Origin of the sequence: Lacrimispora sanguinis, from assembly GCF_044987295.1 — a bacterium.
Classification (GTDB): Bacteria; Bacillota; Clostridia; order Lachnospirales; family Lachnospiraceae; genus Lacrimispora; species Lacrimispora celerecrescens_B.
The window spans coordinates 4,686,961-4,702,172 of sequence record NZ_CP173277.1 but is presented as its reverse complement, the minus strand read 5'-3'; the positions used below and the strand labels follow the sequence as shown (position 1 = coordinate 4,702,172).

The following is a 15,212-nucleotide window of genomic DNA, read 5'->3' as shown; positions in this document are numbered from 1 at the left end:
CTGCTTCCCCCTACAGTCACTTCCTGCAGCCAGGGACATACTATATATAAGAAATACGTATTTCTACAACATGTTAAAAGGGGGCAACCTTATGGCCAACTATAAACCAATCGCAAAAACAATCTCAGCTGCTTCTGCAATTTCAGGAGTTCTGGTTCCTGCTAATCTCTCTACAACAAGCTGGGGGTTACTTTTAGTAAGAGGTTCTGCATTATTCAGTAATACAATCCTAAGAAGCGGTGCTGTGGCGGTATGGGAAAGTACAAAACCTACCACTGCTGCTCCAAGCCGGGAAACATTTACCGATGCAAATGCCATCTATGGCATTACCTGCAGAGCCGGGGTAAAGCTGATATTTAAGTTCTATGCTCACTAACATTTAAAAAGGGTGCTTCAAAGGTTAAAAATCCAACATCACGCTTACCAAATACGAACGAATTTAAGCTAATTTTAATATCTGGCATGTATGGGATGGAAAGGAACCTTTGAGGCGCCTTTCTTTAAAGAAACATCTATTTAAACAAAGGAGGGGGAGAAATGCAGCAAAAAATATATTTCACAGGCTGTCAGATTATTTGTTCCGGAATCGTGACAGCAGACATTACCTTATCAAATAATGCGTTTATATTAATTACGGGAACCGTATACAGTCCAACAGGAAAGCCACTGCCAAATGCTGCGGTTGAAATACTTCTCTTGGATGATTCCCATAACCCTTCTGAAGAAAAAAGCTTAGGTGTAACCTTTACACTTCAAGACGGTACTTATGGAATATCACTTCCCAGGATTGGAGAAAAGCAATACAAATTAATTGCCTATTCACCTGTTTAAATGGGAATAAATAGCCAGTCAACACGGAGATTATCATGAAAAAATATAAAACAATGGATGGATATCACGTATATCGGATAAAGAGAAATAAGAAATTCTTTTTTCTGGCAGACCAACTGGATTACAAAAAAGAAATCAATCAATTATTATATACTTTGGAGGATTTAAAATTTGATTCCCTGATCTTTTTATTCGGAATTGATACGGGAGAATACCTACAAGATTTTAAAAAATTGCTGTGTGCCAAAAACAGAGTGATTATATTTGAACCAAACCCCGGGATTTTTAAAAAATTCGATTCCAAATTAGCAGACAATATAAGCCTTGTTCTGTTTGAGGAAAATCAGGTAAGACAAATATTTGACAATACCATTCATTTTAAAAATATCAATAATATTTACTTTTACGCATTCGGCAACTATTCCAGTATTTATAAGGAAGAATACGATCGTTTGATTGAACATCTGGATTGGACCATCATCAACGCGGCTTCCCAGGTGGAGCTTGCAAAACGTTTTAAGAAAATTTTCATCCAGAACATGACTGCAAATATGATGGCTTTAAATCAGAGCACTCCCATTCACCACTATCGCTCCACCAATCTCAATGTTCCCGCACTTGTGGTATCCGGAGGCCCTTCCCTGGATTCAAACATAAGGGATATGCTAGTTCATAAGGATCAGTTAGACCAGTATTTTATTATTACCGGAAGCAGGACCGCAGAGGCATTAACAAAAAATGGGATCCTTCCGGATATGATCGTATCCGTAGATCCGGTTGACGCAAACTTCGATATGATGAAGAACTGCCTGAACTTAGAAGTTCCCCTTGCTTTCTATGAATACAGCAACCGATATCTGGTTGGAAATTATAAGGGAGATAAAATCTTTATTTCCCTCCTGCTTTCTCATACAGTGAAGGGCTTTGAACAATATCAGGGTGTGTACTGCGGAGGTTCGGTCGCCCACGCCTGTATTGATATTGCAAACATGATGGGCTGCTCTCCCATCATATTTTTGGGCCAGGATCTCGCTTATACTTATAACAAACATCATGCAGACAGCGCAGTCTTTGATTATGATAAGAGCCTTCTCTATGGGGCCACAACCATTGTAAAGGATGTATACGGCAATCCGGTCGGAACGACCATCACCCTGGATCATTACAGGAGAAGGCTGGAACATTATATTGCTATTTATAAAGACCAGAAACGAATCCGGTTTATTAATTGTTCCTATGGAGCGGATATAAATGGCGCCCCACATAAGGAGCTGTCTGATGTATTTAAGGAAGAAACTGCCGGAAAGCAAAAAAAGAAATGCATCCCAAACCAGGAGATCCGGATAGACAGCAGGAAGACCATAGACGCCCTTCTCTGCTTCATCGAAGAATACCGGATAAAGGCAAGCCAGGGCCTGGAGTTATGTGAAATCATATGCTCTGAAAACCAAACAAAGTCTCTGCTTATTATGGAAGAAACGGATATTGATCTGCAGCGGATCTTATACATTATTAAAATTGTAAATGATTTTGAAAATGCTGCTGACACCATATATTTAGGAGGATATTTCAGCGAATTCGTTTATGAAATAAAGGAAAGAACGTTTGACATATCTGCTAAGGATTATGAGAAGCTGACATCTGATCTGCAGCATCAGGCAAGAGCTTTTAAGATGTATTTTGAAAAAATGAAGGAAATGCTTGAAGAAGTAAAAGAAACCATTTTGGAAACGGTAACAGAATTCTATGAACCGCATATAGTTTAATAAAAAAAGGGGATAAGGAAATGGAAACGGAAGGCAGGAACAAAGAAATCAATGATATAAAATACAAAGAAGTGGAAGTAAATAAGATGATCATCAATGGGAAGGAACAGGCGGGGAACATTATTAATGCTGAGGATACGAAGGATATGCAGGAACTAAACGTAACCGTATATACCCGCAGCATAACGGAACCCCCGGAAAACGGAGGGAGGCATAACAAGTTATATGAACTGCTTCAAAAAGTCCTCTTTAAGAATAAACGGAGCTAAACTCCAATCCCACCCGGAATATCATTTTGACATCCACTTAGAAAAACAGAAATTCCAGATCATCAATGGAACCGTATACAGCGAGAGCCAGAAGCCTTGTGCAGGAGCTGCGGTCCGGATCACCCAGATCGACTGCAGGGATAATACCAGAAGCCTGCTGGGTTATACCTTGACGGATGAAAATGGGTATTATTTATTCTCGATGAAAGCAAAGACCCATATGAAGTATGAATTAGCGGTCTATGCTCCCCTTCTCTGATGCAGAAAGGAGGAAACCTGTTGAGCGGTTATACTGAGATCATCTTGTCACCAAAGCATTTTAAGAACCGCGACATGTTAAAGACAACCATTACCATTGAAAAATCAGATAAGGTTTTATTAACAGGCACTATTTATAATTCACGCCATGAGGCTTCAGAAGGTGCGGTTGTCCGGGTCAGCAAAATCACCGGGGATAACCAGAGGGTGAGCAAAGGCTATGTGATCACCAACGAGTCCGGAGAGTTTGCAATAGCCGTGGAAAAAGATAAATTTGCCTGTTACCAGCTGGATATATACGAACCACTTTTAACCACTTAGGCGAGGGCGCATTATGGAACAGATTAATCATGAATATCATATGGAAGGTATATTAATTATAGGGAGGGTCCGTTATAAAGATTCCTGTCCGGTTAAAGGTGCTATCGTTATCTTAGAAAAGCTTGTCCCAATTTATAACGAAGATGTACAGGAGCAAGAATATGAAGGGACCTATCTTGGGCATGGGCTGACCAACGATCACGGTGAATTCTGCTTTTCTATTTCAGATCGAATGAGCAGCTATAAAATAAAGGTTTTTGATAACCATCACAGGTGAGGGATGAAACATGAAAAAGGTTCTGGTTACTGGAGCGGATGGATTTATAGGCAGTCATTTAACGGAAACACTTGTTGAACGGGGTTATGATGTAAGAGCTTTTACTTTTTATAATTCCTTCAATACCTGGGGATGGCTGGATTTTCTTCCTGATGAAATAAAGAAGGAAATCGAGATACTTCCTGGGGATATCCGGGATCCAAACGGCGTAAGGAACGCCATGGCAGGGATAGAATCGGTGTTTCATCTGGCCGCTTTAATCGCAATCCCTTTTAGCTATCACTCTCCGGATTCCTATGTGGATACCAATATAAAGGGAACGCTAAATGTCCTCCAGGCCGCAAGAGGCCTTGGTACGGATAAGGTACTCATCACCTCTACTTCTGAGGTCTATGGCAGCGCCAAATACGTTCCGATTGATGAATCCCATCCCTTTCAGGGACAATCGCCCTATTCCGCTACGAAGATCGGAGCCGACCGGCTGGCAGAATCCTTTTACAGAAGCTTTTCCCTTCCGGTTTCCATTGTCAGACCATTTAACACCTATGGCCCCAGGCAGTCTGCAAGAGCTGTAATACCCTCCATCATCAGCCAGCTGCTGACTGGGACCAAAGAGTTACGCCTTGGCAGTCTAACCCCCACCAGGGATTTTAATTATGTAAAAGATACCGTAAACGGTTTTATTGAAATAGAAAAGTCTGGAAAAACCATTGGCGAAGAAATTAACATTGCAAGCCAAACGGAAATCTCCATCGGCGAACTTGCAGCAGAGCTGATTCGCCAGATTAATCCACAGGCCAGTATCATCTGTGAACAAGAGCGGATGCGTCCTCAAAAAAGCGAGGTGAACAGACTTCTTGGGTCAAATAAAAAGTTAAAAGAACTTACAGACTGGAACCAGGAATACTCTCTTTCCTTTGGCCTAAAAAAAACCATTGACTGGATGGAGAAAAACCAGGATAAGTATAAGACTGGCATCTATAACCTTTAGAATCAGACAAGGAGCGGAGGAACGAATATGATACCTTTATCGGTTCCCAATCTAACGGGGAACGAAAAAAAATATATATTAGATGCCCTTGACAGCGGCTGGATATCAACAGCAGGCAGCTATGTGACAAGATTTGAACAGGATATGGCTTCTTATTTAAAAGTCCCCGGCGCGGCGGCCGTTCAAAGCGGAACTGCCGCGATCCACTTAGCGATGCTCTTATCCGGTGTGAAACCGGGACAGGAAGTGATCGTCCCAACCCTTACCTTTATTGCCTCAGTCAATCCAGCTGCCTACATAGGTGCTGCTCCTGTTTTTATGGATTGTGATGACTCTCTGAATTTAGATTGTGACAAGCTTGAGGACTTTTTGAAAAAGGAATGTGTCATGACCTCTTCCGGGCTGATCAATAAGAGCACAAACCGGATCATCACGGCAGTTGTCATCGTCCACATCTTTGGAAACATGGCGGATATGGAACGGCTGAGAGCATTGACTGGACAATATGGACTCAAACTGATCGAAGATGCTGCAGAAGCATTAGGAACCTGCTACAATCAGGGATCGTACCACGGACAATTTGCAGGGACCATTGGCGATTTTGGGGCCTATTCCTTTAACGGCAATAAGATCATCACCACAGGAGGCGGGGGGCTTCTGACCGCAAAGGATGGCAGGGACCTGGAAAGAGCTAAGTATCTTGCTGCCCAGGCAAAAGATGATCCCTTCCATTATACTCACAATGAAGTGGGCTATAACTACCGCATGACCAACTTACAGGCAGCCCTTGGAGTCGGCCAGTTGGAATGTCTTGAGGATTTTATCCGGATCAAAGAAAACAATTATGAGTATTACGACAATGCCATATCATCAATGGAAAACTTTAAGCTGCTTAAGTTTAACCAGAAGGCGAGAAACAACCGGTGGTTCTATTCCCTGTTCATAAAAAACGATGGATTAGACCGAAATGCAATCATAAAGCAGCTAAAGGAAAAGGATATTGAAACAAGGCCTATCTGGCAGCTTGTCCATACCCAGAAGATGTATGAGAACTGTCAGGCGTATTATATAGAAAAGGCTCCATTTTACTGGAACCGGGTCATCAATATTCCTTGCAGTACCAGCCTTTTAAAAAAGGATGTGGATCATATCGTTCAAGCATTGAGTTACATTTAGCAGTCTGAAAGAGGGATAGGCATGGAAGTTCGTAAATTTATTATTGCACCGGATGTTTCTATCCGGGAGGCAATCAGACAATTGGACCAGACAGCAAGAAAGATCCTTGTTGTTGAAGAAAATAATAAGCTGGCCGGTGTTCTCACAGACGGGGATATCAGGCGGTGGATATTAAAGAATAAGGATATTTCCATGCCGGTACGCCTGATCATGAATACTGCCCCTGTTGTTATAAAAAAAGAGAAAAGCCATCTGGCGCTGGAGATCATGAAAGAAAAGCAAATCGAAGGGCTGCCTCTGGTAAATGACAACAATGAGGTTACCGATATCCTGTTTTGGAATGAGCTGAACGATCATAATCCGGGCCGCCAGAAGAATACCCAGACACCGGTAGTTATCATGGCAGGAGGCAGGGGTTCCCGGCTATATCCCTATACAAAGATCATACCAAAGCCTCTGATTCCAATCGGAGATACCCCCATTGTAGAACGGATTATGAATCAGATGATGGAATATGGGTTTTATGAATTTTATCTTACCATAAACTATAAAAAAGAACTTATAAAAGCTTATTTTAATGATGACCATCGTTATCATCTCCACCTGATCGAAGAGGCCAATCCTTTAGGAACAGCCGGATCCTTAAACCTGATTAAAAAGGATATCAAGGGGAGTTTTCTTGTAAGCAACTGTGACATTTTAGTTGACGTCAATTATACTAAGCTTCTTCTTTATCACAAAACCCATAAAAACAAGATCACGGTTGTCACAGCCATGAAGAGCTATGAGATTCCCTATGGGGTGGTTTCCTTAGGAGAAAACGGATCCGTTGATGCCTTAAATGAAAAACCCAGATATGAGCTGTTAGTGAGCACCGGACTTTATGTATTAGAGGAAGAAATCTTAACATACCTCCCTCAGGATCAGTATTTTGATATGACAGACTTGATCCGCAAATGCTTAAAAAACGGGGAGCAGGTAGGAGCCTATCCGGTCATGGACAGCGCCTGGCTGGATATGGGAGAATTTGGCGAAATGAAAAAAATGGCCGAGAGAATGAAATTATGAAAGAGGAACTGATTCTGATCGGCGGAGGCGGTCATGCGGAAAGCATCATTGATACCATCAGAGGACTGGAAAAATATAAGATCACCGGCATCCTGGACCGCCGCAAAAAAGCGGGTACAGAGGTCCTTGGCATAAAGATCATAGGAAGTGATAAAGATTTAGCCGACTGTTATAACCGCGGAATCAGGAATGCGGTAATCGCCGTAGGAAGCATAGGAAATTCAGCGCCAAGGCGGAGGCTATACGAGCGGTGCAAAAAAATAGGCTATAATTTTCCCAATATCCTGGATAAAAGCTCCATCCTTTCAGAAACTCTTAATATCGGGGAAGGAAACTTTATCGGAAAGGGAGTCCTCATCAATTCCAATGTTATTATAGGAAATGGAACGATTATTAATACAGGGGCCATCGTCGAACATAGCTGCAGGATCGATGACTTTGTCCATATCGCTCCCGGAAGCGTCTTATGCGGAAATGTCCTGGTCATGGCCAATTCCCATATTGGAGCCCATTCCACCATCATACAAGGCGTGACCATTGGAAATGACACCGTGATCGGTGCAGGAAGTCTTGTTTTAAATAATATATCGTCAAATAAGCTGGCTTATGGAAGTCCGGCAAAGGAGGTAGCTTACCATGAGTAATGTTATGATCATCGCCGAAGCAGGAGTAAACCATAACGGTGACTTAAGCATTGCCAAACAACTGGTGGATGCCGCAAGCGTCATAGGAGCAGACGCCATTAAATTCCAGACCTTTCGGGCAAAGCATCTTGCGGTTCCGGATGCGAGAAAAGCGGACTATCAGATTGAAAATACGGGGCAGACCATGTCACAATACGAAATGTTAAAAAGCCTGGAACTATCCTGGCAGGAGTTTGAAGAGCTGTTTCAGTACTGCTCCTTCCGGCGCATTCGGTTCCTGTCCTCTCCTTTTGATGAGGAAAGCCTCCTTTTTCTTGACCGGCTAGGGGTCGATCTCATAAAGATTCCTTCCGGAGAGATTACAAATTATAGCTATCTGAAAAAAATAGCTTCATTAAAGAAGCAAGTCATTCTGTCTACGGGAATGTCCACAGAGGAAGAGGTAGGCGAAGCCCTGGAAATCCTGGAGGAAGGCGGGCAGGAAATCACACTGCTCCACTGCTCCAGCTCCTATCCTACTCCCATGGAGGATGTGAATTTAAATGCCATGAATGCGTTAAAGCTCAAGTTCCTCAAGCGGGTGGGGTATTCTGACCATACGCCGGGAATCGAAGTCGCCATTGCCGCCACAGCCCTTGGCGCCTGTGTCATTGAAAAGCATATGACCCTGGACAAAACTATGCCCGGACCGGATCATAAGGCAAGCCTGGAGCCGGATGAATTCCAACAAATGGTGGACAGCATCAGAAAAATTGAAGTTGCCCTGGGTGACGGGGTCAAAAAGCCCACGCAAGCGGAACAAAAGAACAGGGATTATGTAAGAAAATACCTGGTGGCTTCCAGGGAAATTAAAAAGGGAGAAGCCTTTACCCTTCAAAACCTGTGCGCAAAACGCAGTGCATATGGGATATCTCCCATGAAGATCCCCAGCCTGTTGGGAACGGTCGCTCAAAGAGATTATCTGAAAGACGAAAGGATCGACCAATGATCAAATTATGCGTAGTGACCGGAAACCGGGCGGAATACGGCTTATTAAAGCCGGTCCTGGACCGTGTCGGGCAAGACCCGGATTTTAAACTGCAAATCATTGTCACCGGAAGCCATCTGGATACCAGATATGGGCATGGCTGCGAAGACATGGAAAATAACGGCATAACGATCGATGAAAAAATAGAGATGAACCTTGCCTCAGACACCTCTCTTGGAATATGCAAATCCATGGGGCTGGAAATGATCAGCTTATCCGAAGCTTACCAGCGGTTAAAACCGGATATGGTTCTGCTTCTTGGGGACCGGTATGAAATTTTTGCTGCAGCAAGCGCAGCCGTTATCTGTAACATCCCCATTGCCCATATACACGGCGGGGAAATAACAAGAGGGGCATACGATGACTCCTTGAGACATGCCATCAGTAAGATGAGCTATCTTCATTTCACAAGCACGATGGAATACCGGAAAAGGGTCATTCAGTTAGGGGAAGCTCCTGACAGGGTCTATTGGGTCGGAGCTCTTGGTATTGAGAACATAAAGACCATGAAGCTATTAACCAGACAGGAATTGGAGGAAAAGCTAAGGATCTCACTGATCCCTCCCATTGCTCTTGTCACATTCCATCCTGCCACTTTGGAACAGGAAAGTCCTTCGGAACAATTTAAACCCCTGGAAGATGCACTTTTGCATTTTCCGAACTTATTTGTTGTCTTTACAAAAAGCAATTCTGACAACGGCGGGAACCGGATCAACGAAATGATCAATGCTTACGCAAGCAGGAATCCTGACAAGTCGGCAGTGTTTCCTTCCCTTGGCAGCCTGAATTACTTAAGCCTGATGAACTGCTGCCAGGCTGTAATCGGAAATTCTTCCAGTGGAATCCTGGAAGCGCCTTTTTTTAAAGTACCCTCCGTGAATATCGGAAACAGGCAGGCTGGAAGAATCGCACCTGCCTCTGTCATAAGCTGCGGCTATTCTGTAAACGAGATCGTGACTGCGATTCAGAAAGCCCTGTCCTTTGAACGGTATCAAGAAGAAGCTCCAAACCCTTACGAAGGTATGGAGACCAGCAAACAGATTGTCTCGGTCATTAAACAGACGTTTAAAAAGGGAATTCAACTGGAAAAGCATTTTTATGATGTGGAATGGAGATTGTAATGTATAGAAATAAAACTTTTTTGGCTATCATACCTGCCCGGAGTGGTTCAAAAGGAATCATCGATAAAAACATCCGGGAAATCAATCATAAGCCCCTCTTGGCATATACGTTGGAAGCCTGTAAGCGTTCCGGAATATTCGATGATATCGTGGTATCTACAGACTCTGTAAAATATGCGGAGATTGCAGAGCGGTTCGGGGCCAGTGTGCCCTTTCTGCGCCCAAAGGAACTGGCTACGGATCAGGCTTCCTCCAACGACGTCATACTGCACGTCATCAATGGGCTGGGACAGCTTGGAAACGTGTTTGATTGCTTCATGCTTTTACAGCCTACCTCTCCCCTTAGAAACGAAATACATATGATGAAAAGCGCTGATATCCTGTTAGAAAATGATGCCGATTCTGTCGTCAGTATCTGCAAGTCAGATTCCCACTCCTATTTAACCGTTGAGCTTACGGAGGAAGGGAGAATGAAGGCTTTATTTTCGGATAAAAAACAGGTCAGAAGACAGGATATACCGCCGAATTACAGAATTAACGGGGCTATTTACCTGGCTCTGACCAGTTATTTTATGAAGTATAAAAGCTTTTACGAGGGTAAAACCCTGCCCTATTTGATGAACACCTTTGATTCCATTGATATTGATGATGATTTCCAGTTAAAAATAGCGGAATTACTTCTCATTGATAAAAATTCATCAAATCCATTCTAACAGGAATCCCGTTAATTGCCTTCCGTAATCAGTCCCAGGGCCAGGAGGGCACTTTTTTCAAGCTCATCTTCCGTTGTAAATTCATTCGGAGTATGGACCTCATTCATTCCGCAGGATACTACGATCCCCCGAATCCCTCCCTTGACAAAGTGATTGTTGTCACTGCCGCCCAGAGTATACTGGGTGGAGCCTTTTAAACCAAGGGACCGGCAGACTCGCTTGAACCGTTCCACCACTTCTTCACTTTCACTGATTTCATAGGCTTCGATCTGTTTTTCCACAGTGATCTCCAGGCTTCCGCCATATCCAGCCGCATTACCTTCAAAGATCTCCTTCAGCCTGTTCCATTCAGCCAGAGCCTTATGATCCTTTAAGCTCCGGATCTCTCCTAATACAACGCATTCATCGGAAACAATGTTGGTCTGCTTTCCACCGCTTATTTTTCCAATGTTCACGGTTGTTTCATCGTCTACCCAACCCTGCTTTAACTGGGAAATGGCATGAGCTGCGATTTCAATGGCATTGATCCCAAGCTGTGGGCAAAAGCCTGCATGGGCATTTTTGCCCTTCACCTTGATTGCAAAGGAAAGAAGGGTGGGTGCTGCGGTTGCGGCCAGGCCAATCTCCCCGCTTAAATCAAATACATAAGCCTGTTTTGACCTTATTTTAGAATAATCAATCAGCTGGCTTCCTTTTCCGTAGTTCTCTTCTGCTACCGGAAAAAGGACCTCAATATCTCCATGAGGAAGGTTATTTTCCTTAACCACCCGGACTGCCTCTAATATGGCAACGATTCCGGAAAGGTCGTCGGCACCAAGCACCGTATCCCCTTCCGAGGTAATCTTCCCCTTCGCATCCTGGACTGCGCGTTTCCCCTTGCCAGGCTTTACCGTATCCATATGGGCCGACAGCAAAATGGGGGCAGAACCTGTGGTTCCCTTTAAATATCCGTAAAGATTTCCTGTGGGAGCAGCGGTTCCATATTCCGGCAGCTTTTCTTTCAGTCGGTGACCGGCATCATCTTCCAGGACCTCAAATCCAAGCAGTTTTAATTCGCCTGTTAAATAATCCGCGATTTCCCTTTCCTGATAGGTCTCGGAATCAAATTCTACCATTTTTTTAAATTGGCCAACCAGCCTGCTTCTCTGAATCATATCGCCACCTGCTCTTTTCCTATGGGTTCATATATTAATTATCATATCTTTTAAACTTTTCTTCCGGTGTTTTGCTTAATTCCTTCCGGTTCTGCGGAGCAGACCAGATACCCTCGTAATCAATCTGGTTCACGAAACGGGAATTAAAATCCTGGAAAAAGGACTTGTTTTCTGACTGGGGTGCCGCAATATCCCGGAAGTACGTATTGTTTCTGAATGCAGGAATTTCATACAAATCCCGGCAATATCCCCAGATGTTTTCGTAATCAACGATTCGGTGTTTAATGGGGCCCAGATTCCTGTAATAATGGGCATCAAACCTTGCCAGGGTCACAAAAAGCCTCACATCGCTGTCAGTCACATAATCTCCAAATAAGAAACGGTTTTTGGAAAGGCGCTCTTCGATGAGGTCCAGTGCATGATAAAAGTCTTCAAATGCCTCTTCATAAGCTGTGATAGACTGCGCAAACATCATCCGGTAGGTCCCGTTATTTACATTGGGAAATAGCCAGTCATTGTAATCATCGATCTCTTTTCTCAGTTCCTCCGGGTATAAATCCGGGGCATCCGGACTCTGGAAGGGACGGAACGCTGTTTCGAAGTAATTAGTCAGCCTGTGGTAATCATTATTTACCACCTTTTCCGTAGTAACATCGACCAGGGCCGGCACGGTACAGCGTCCTTCGTAATCCGGGTCTGCATGATAGTATAGTTCACTTAAGTACTGAACGCCTAGGACCGGGTCTTTTCTGTCCTCATTATACACGAATTCCCAGCCATATGCACGATTATCTTTGCTGTGGCCAACCAAATTGATCCCGATCGCCTCCTGAAGCCCTAATAACTCCCGCACGATGGAAGCACGGTTAGACCAATGGCAGCCTTTTGCCCAAAACAGCCGGTACCGGCCGCTTTCCGCCTTTAAATCATTTTCACCATCTCCAAAGGGAGTGGTAAAACGGTTAAGCTGGCGGATAAATGCTCCTCTTTCATCGATTTCCTTCTCTATTTCCTTTGGGCGTACCTTTTGCCCGATGCTGCAGCTTGACATATGAATCTCCTCCTATTGGCTTAATATTAACGGAATACGGAACCCCTTTATTTAAAATTGATTTTATCCCTGCCATGAGGTGTTTTCCAGATGGAAAGGTCCGGTCCCTTAGGCACGATGCCAAAGGGATTTGTGGAAACAGCACATAAATGATAGTGTTTTTTGATAGCTTCAAAATCCGTCGTATCACCAAATCCCGGCTGTTCATATAGATCCCTTGCATATCCCCAGAGATTGGGAAAATCGGAAATCAAGCTGCGGTTTAATAAAAAGCCATTATAGTAGGCCACATCAAAGCGGGCAAGGGTCACATACAATCGAATATCGGATTCCGTGATGTTATCTCCAAACAGATAACGGCTGTGGCTTAAGCGTTCTTCCAGCCAGTCAAGACGGTGAAAGACAAGATGATATGCCTCCTCATAAGCTTCCTGACTTCTGGCAAAACCTGCTTTGTAGACTCCGTTGTTAATTTCATGGAAAAGAATATCATTTAATGCATCAATCTCTTCTCTTAATTCAACCGGATATAAATCCGGTGCTCCTGCCTTATGATATCTCTTCCACTCCACCTCCCAGTATCTGGTCAGGTTAAAGTAATCGTTATTTACGACTTTTCCTGTTGTTAAATCCACGACTGCAGGAACGGTAAACCTTCCCTTATATCCGGGATCTGCTTTTAAATAGGCTTCACTTAAATACCGGATCTTTAATACCGGATCTTCCTCATTTTCATCCAGAGTAAATGCCCAATCGGTCCGCTCCACATCAGGTCTTACCGGATCCAGTGTGCCCAGGCTGATTGCATCCTGAAGCCCAAGCAGACTCCTTACAATAACAGAGCGGTGGGCCCATGGGCAGGCAGGGGACCAAAACAGGCGGTATCTTCCTGCTTCTACAGGCAGCTGCCCTTCATCTGTACCAAATGGTGTTATAAACTGGTTTTTCTGCCGGTTGAATTTTCCGTCTTTTTCAATTTCATCCTTTATAAATTTCTTTGACATAGCTATCACCTCATCCTTTTTCATAACCTGCCTAATGTTTCATATCGTCTCGCCCGTATTCATCGACAAAGCGGTATTTTTCCGGAAGCAGGAATCCTTCTTTTTTCATCCAGTTTAAAGAATCTTCTGATCCACGGAATATGCTCATGGCTGTCTTATTCCTGCGAAATCCCATTTTTTCGTATAGAGCGACTGTCCTGGGATGGGTGTATAGGATGACATTCTGGCCCTTAACCTGATCAAGCAGCAATTCAATCAGTTTTCTGCCGATTCCGTATCCCTGATATTCTTCATCAAGAGCAATATTATAGATCGCTGCCTGGCAGACACCATCGGATAAGGCTCTTCCGACACCCACGATCCTCCCTTTGTCATAGACAAACACCACGGCATAGCTGTTTGTAAAGATGGTCTCCTGATCCTTTGCAGACCGGTCCGACAGCCCGGAACGCCGAAGCACATCGGCGACCTCCTGCCAGTGAATCCCTTCCTTAGATATCTTGTAGGTTATATCATTCATGGGAGACCTCCTGAAGTTTCAATTTTTTATCCGGGTCCCTGCTCAAAATTTCCCGTCCAGGCGGCAGCTCCCAGCCACTGACATCAGGCCCCTTGGCAACTATGGAATATACATTCCCCCATAGCGGCTTTAGATGGGGCGATAACTGATAATGCTTTTTGTATACATCAAAATAGGTGTTTTCTTTTATTTCCGGTACCTGATATAAATCTCTGGCATAGGGCCACAAATTCTTATACTCCACCAGCCTTTTTTTGTTTGCATGAAAAACCTGATGATAGACCACATCAACTCTAGCCAGAGTCGGATACAGCCTGATATCGGAGTCCGTGATATAATCTCCGAATAAAAACCGCCTTGATTCCAGTCTTCGATCCAGGAGATCCATTGCCTCAAAAAAGGCCTCAAATGCCTTCTCGTATGCTTCCTGAGATCTGGCAAAGCCTACTTCATAAACGCCATTGTTGATTCTTTTGAAAATGAAATGGTTTAGCTCATCGATTTCTGCCCGAAGTTCAGCCGGATAAAGCTCCGGTGCACCTACTTTATGATATGGCTTCCATGCAGTTTCAAAATAAACCGGGATCCAGAAGTGATCATTATTCACACCTTTTCCTGTGGTTGTATCTGCCAGAATGGGAACGGTGGGCCGCTCCTTATAATCCCCGTCAGGAGTATCCCTGTCATAAATTTCTTTTAAATAGTGGATTCCCAAAACAGGATCCTTTTCATCCGGATCCTCTGTAAATACCCAGCCTTTGGGATCACGGAAAATTCCCGTTGTTCCAAGACTGATAACCTTATCCAGTCCCAAAAGCCTTCTGGCTATTATGACCTTGTGCGCATGAGGGCAGGCCGGCATCCAAAGCAGACGGTACCGGCCGGCTTCCACCGGCCACTCCCCTTCTTCCCTGCCAAATTTCTTTTTGAAAAAATTATCCTGGACCTTGATTTCCCCATCCGTCTGAATCTGATGACGAAATGTGCTCTCAAATACTTCGATTCCTTCTGACATATCATT

The 15,212-nt window shown here is 43.9% G+C and carries 19 protein-coding genes; 14 read left to right on the top strand and 5 right to left on the bottom strand.

Going from position 1 to position 15,212, the window contains the following annotated elements:
- The first annotated feature begins 91 nt into the window (after positions 1-91).
- From ACHZES_RS21735 to ACHZES_RS21670, 14 genes are all read left to right on the top strand, one after another.
- Positions 92-376, top strand: coding sequence for a hypothetical protein (locus ACHZES_RS21735; protein WP_038279977.1), 285 nt, complete (start codon positions 92-94; stop codon positions 374-376).
- Positions 377-537: 161 nt separating this feature from the next.
- Positions 538-831, top strand: a complete 294-nt coding sequence (locus tag ACHZES_RS21730; RefSeq protein WP_038279979.1) for a carboxypeptidase-like regulatory domain-containing protein — start codon at positions 538-540, stop codon at positions 829-831.
- Positions 832-866: 35 nt separating this feature from the next.
- Positions 867-2,597 (top strand): motility associated factor glycosyltransferase family protein, encoded by a 1,731-nt coding sequence (locus ACHZES_RS21725; protein ID WP_395546621.1) that lies wholly within the window; start codon positions 867-869, stop codon positions 2,595-2,597.
- A gap of 20 nt (positions 2,598-2,617) precedes the next feature.
- Positions 2,618-2,866 (top strand): hypothetical protein, encoded by a 249-nt coding sequence (locus ACHZES_RS21720; RefSeq protein ID WP_395546620.1) that lies wholly within the window; start codon positions 2,618-2,620, stop codon positions 2,864-2,866.
- Positions 2,823-3,125, top strand: coding sequence for a carboxypeptidase-like regulatory domain-containing protein (locus tag ACHZES_RS21715; RefSeq protein WP_038279986.1), 303 nt, complete (start codon positions 2,823-2,825; stop codon positions 3,123-3,125). The genes ACHZES_RS21720 and ACHZES_RS21715 overlap by 44 nt, the downstream gene beginning before the upstream one ends.
- A gap of 20 nt (positions 3,126-3,145) precedes the next feature.
- A complete protein-coding gene (locus tag ACHZES_RS21710; RefSeq protein WP_038279988.1) occupies positions 3,146-3,445 on the top strand; it encodes a hypothetical protein in 300 nt (99 codons plus the stop codon).
- Between the two features lie 13 nt (positions 3,446-3,458).
- On the top strand, positions 3,459-3,722 hold the full coding sequence (locus ACHZES_RS21705) for a hypothetical protein (RefSeq protein WP_038280167.1): 264 nt from the start codon (positions 3,459-3,461) through the stop codon (positions 3,720-3,722).
- A gap of 10 nt (positions 3,723-3,732) precedes the next feature.
- Complete coding sequence (locus tag ACHZES_RS21700; RefSeq protein ID WP_395546618.1) at positions 3,733-4,713, top strand: NAD-dependent 4,6-dehydratase LegB; 981 nt, start codon at positions 3,733-3,735, stop codon at positions 4,711-4,713.
- A 27-nt stretch (positions 4,714-4,740) separates the two neighbouring features.
- Positions 4,741-5,889, top strand: a complete 1,149-nt coding sequence (locus ACHZES_RS21695) for a LegC family aminotransferase (RefSeq protein ID WP_395546617.1) — start codon at positions 4,741-4,743, stop codon at positions 5,887-5,889.
- Positions 5,890-5,910: 21 nt separating this feature from the next.
- Positions 5,911-6,957: a nucleotidyltransferase family protein gene (locus ACHZES_RS21690; protein ID WP_395546616.1), complete on the top strand. Its 1,047-nt coding sequence runs from the start codon at positions 5,911-5,913 to the stop codon at positions 6,955-6,957.
- The gene (locus ACHZES_RS21685; protein ID WP_395546615.1) at positions 6,954-7,601 is read left to right on the top strand and encodes an acetyltransferase; all 648 of its coding nucleotides are present in this window, start codon (positions 6,954-6,956) and stop codon (positions 7,599-7,601) included. Before ACHZES_RS21690 ends, ACHZES_RS21685 begins: the two co-directional genes overlap by 4 nt.
- Entirely contained in the window at positions 7,594-8,589 is a 996-nt protein-coding gene (neuB, locus tag ACHZES_RS21680) for an N-acetylneuraminate synthase (RefSeq protein WP_395546614.1), read from the top strand. Before ACHZES_RS21685 ends, neuB begins: the two co-directional genes overlap by 8 nt.
- Complete coding sequence (neuC, locus tag ACHZES_RS21675; RefSeq protein WP_395546613.1) at positions 8,586-9,749, top strand: UDP-N-acetylglucosamine 2-epimerase; 1,164 nt, start codon at positions 8,586-8,588, stop codon at positions 9,747-9,749. Before neuB ends, neuC begins: the two co-directional genes overlap by 4 nt.
- Entirely contained in the window at positions 9,749-10,462 is a 714-nt protein-coding gene (locus ACHZES_RS21670; protein WP_395546612.1) for a cytidylyltransferase domain-containing protein, read from the top strand. Before neuC ends, ACHZES_RS21670 begins: the two co-directional genes overlap by 1 nt.
- An 11-nt stretch (positions 10,463-10,473) precedes the next feature.
- On the opposite strand, the gene ACHZES_RS21665 is transcribed toward ACHZES_RS21670, so the two are convergent.
- Genes ACHZES_RS21665 through ACHZES_RS21645 form a run of 5 tightly spaced genes read right to left on the bottom strand, consistent with a single transcriptional unit; the run spans position 10,474 to position 15,206 of the window.
- Entirely contained in the window at positions 10,474-11,616 is a 1,143-nt protein-coding gene (locus ACHZES_RS21665; RefSeq protein WP_395546611.1) for a M20/M25/M40 family metallo-hydrolase, read from the bottom strand.
- A gap of 34 nt (positions 11,617-11,650) precedes the next feature.
- On the bottom strand, positions 11,651-12,667 hold the full coding sequence (locus tag ACHZES_RS21660) for a glutathione S-transferase C-terminal domain-containing protein (RefSeq protein WP_395546609.1): 1,017 nt from the start codon (positions 12,665-12,667) through the stop codon (positions 11,651-11,653).
- Between the two features lie 47 nt (positions 12,668-12,714).
- Positions 12,715-13,695: a glutathione S-transferase family protein gene (locus tag ACHZES_RS21655; protein ID WP_404820269.1), complete on the bottom strand. Its 981-nt coding sequence runs from the start codon at positions 13,693-13,695 to the stop codon at positions 12,715-12,717.
- A gap of 7 nt (positions 13,696-13,702) precedes the next feature.
- A complete protein-coding gene (locus ACHZES_RS21650) occupies positions 13,703-14,191 on the bottom strand; it encodes a GNAT family N-acetyltransferase (protein ID WP_395546605.1) in 489 nt (162 codons plus the stop codon).
- Positions 14,184-15,206, bottom strand: a complete 1,023-nt coding sequence (locus tag ACHZES_RS21645) for a glutathione S-transferase C-terminal domain-containing protein (RefSeq protein WP_395546603.1) — start codon at positions 15,204-15,206, stop codon at positions 14,184-14,186. Before ACHZES_RS21645 ends, ACHZES_RS21650 begins: the two co-directional genes overlap by 8 nt.
- Between the last annotated feature and the right edge of the window lie 6 nt (positions 15,207-15,212).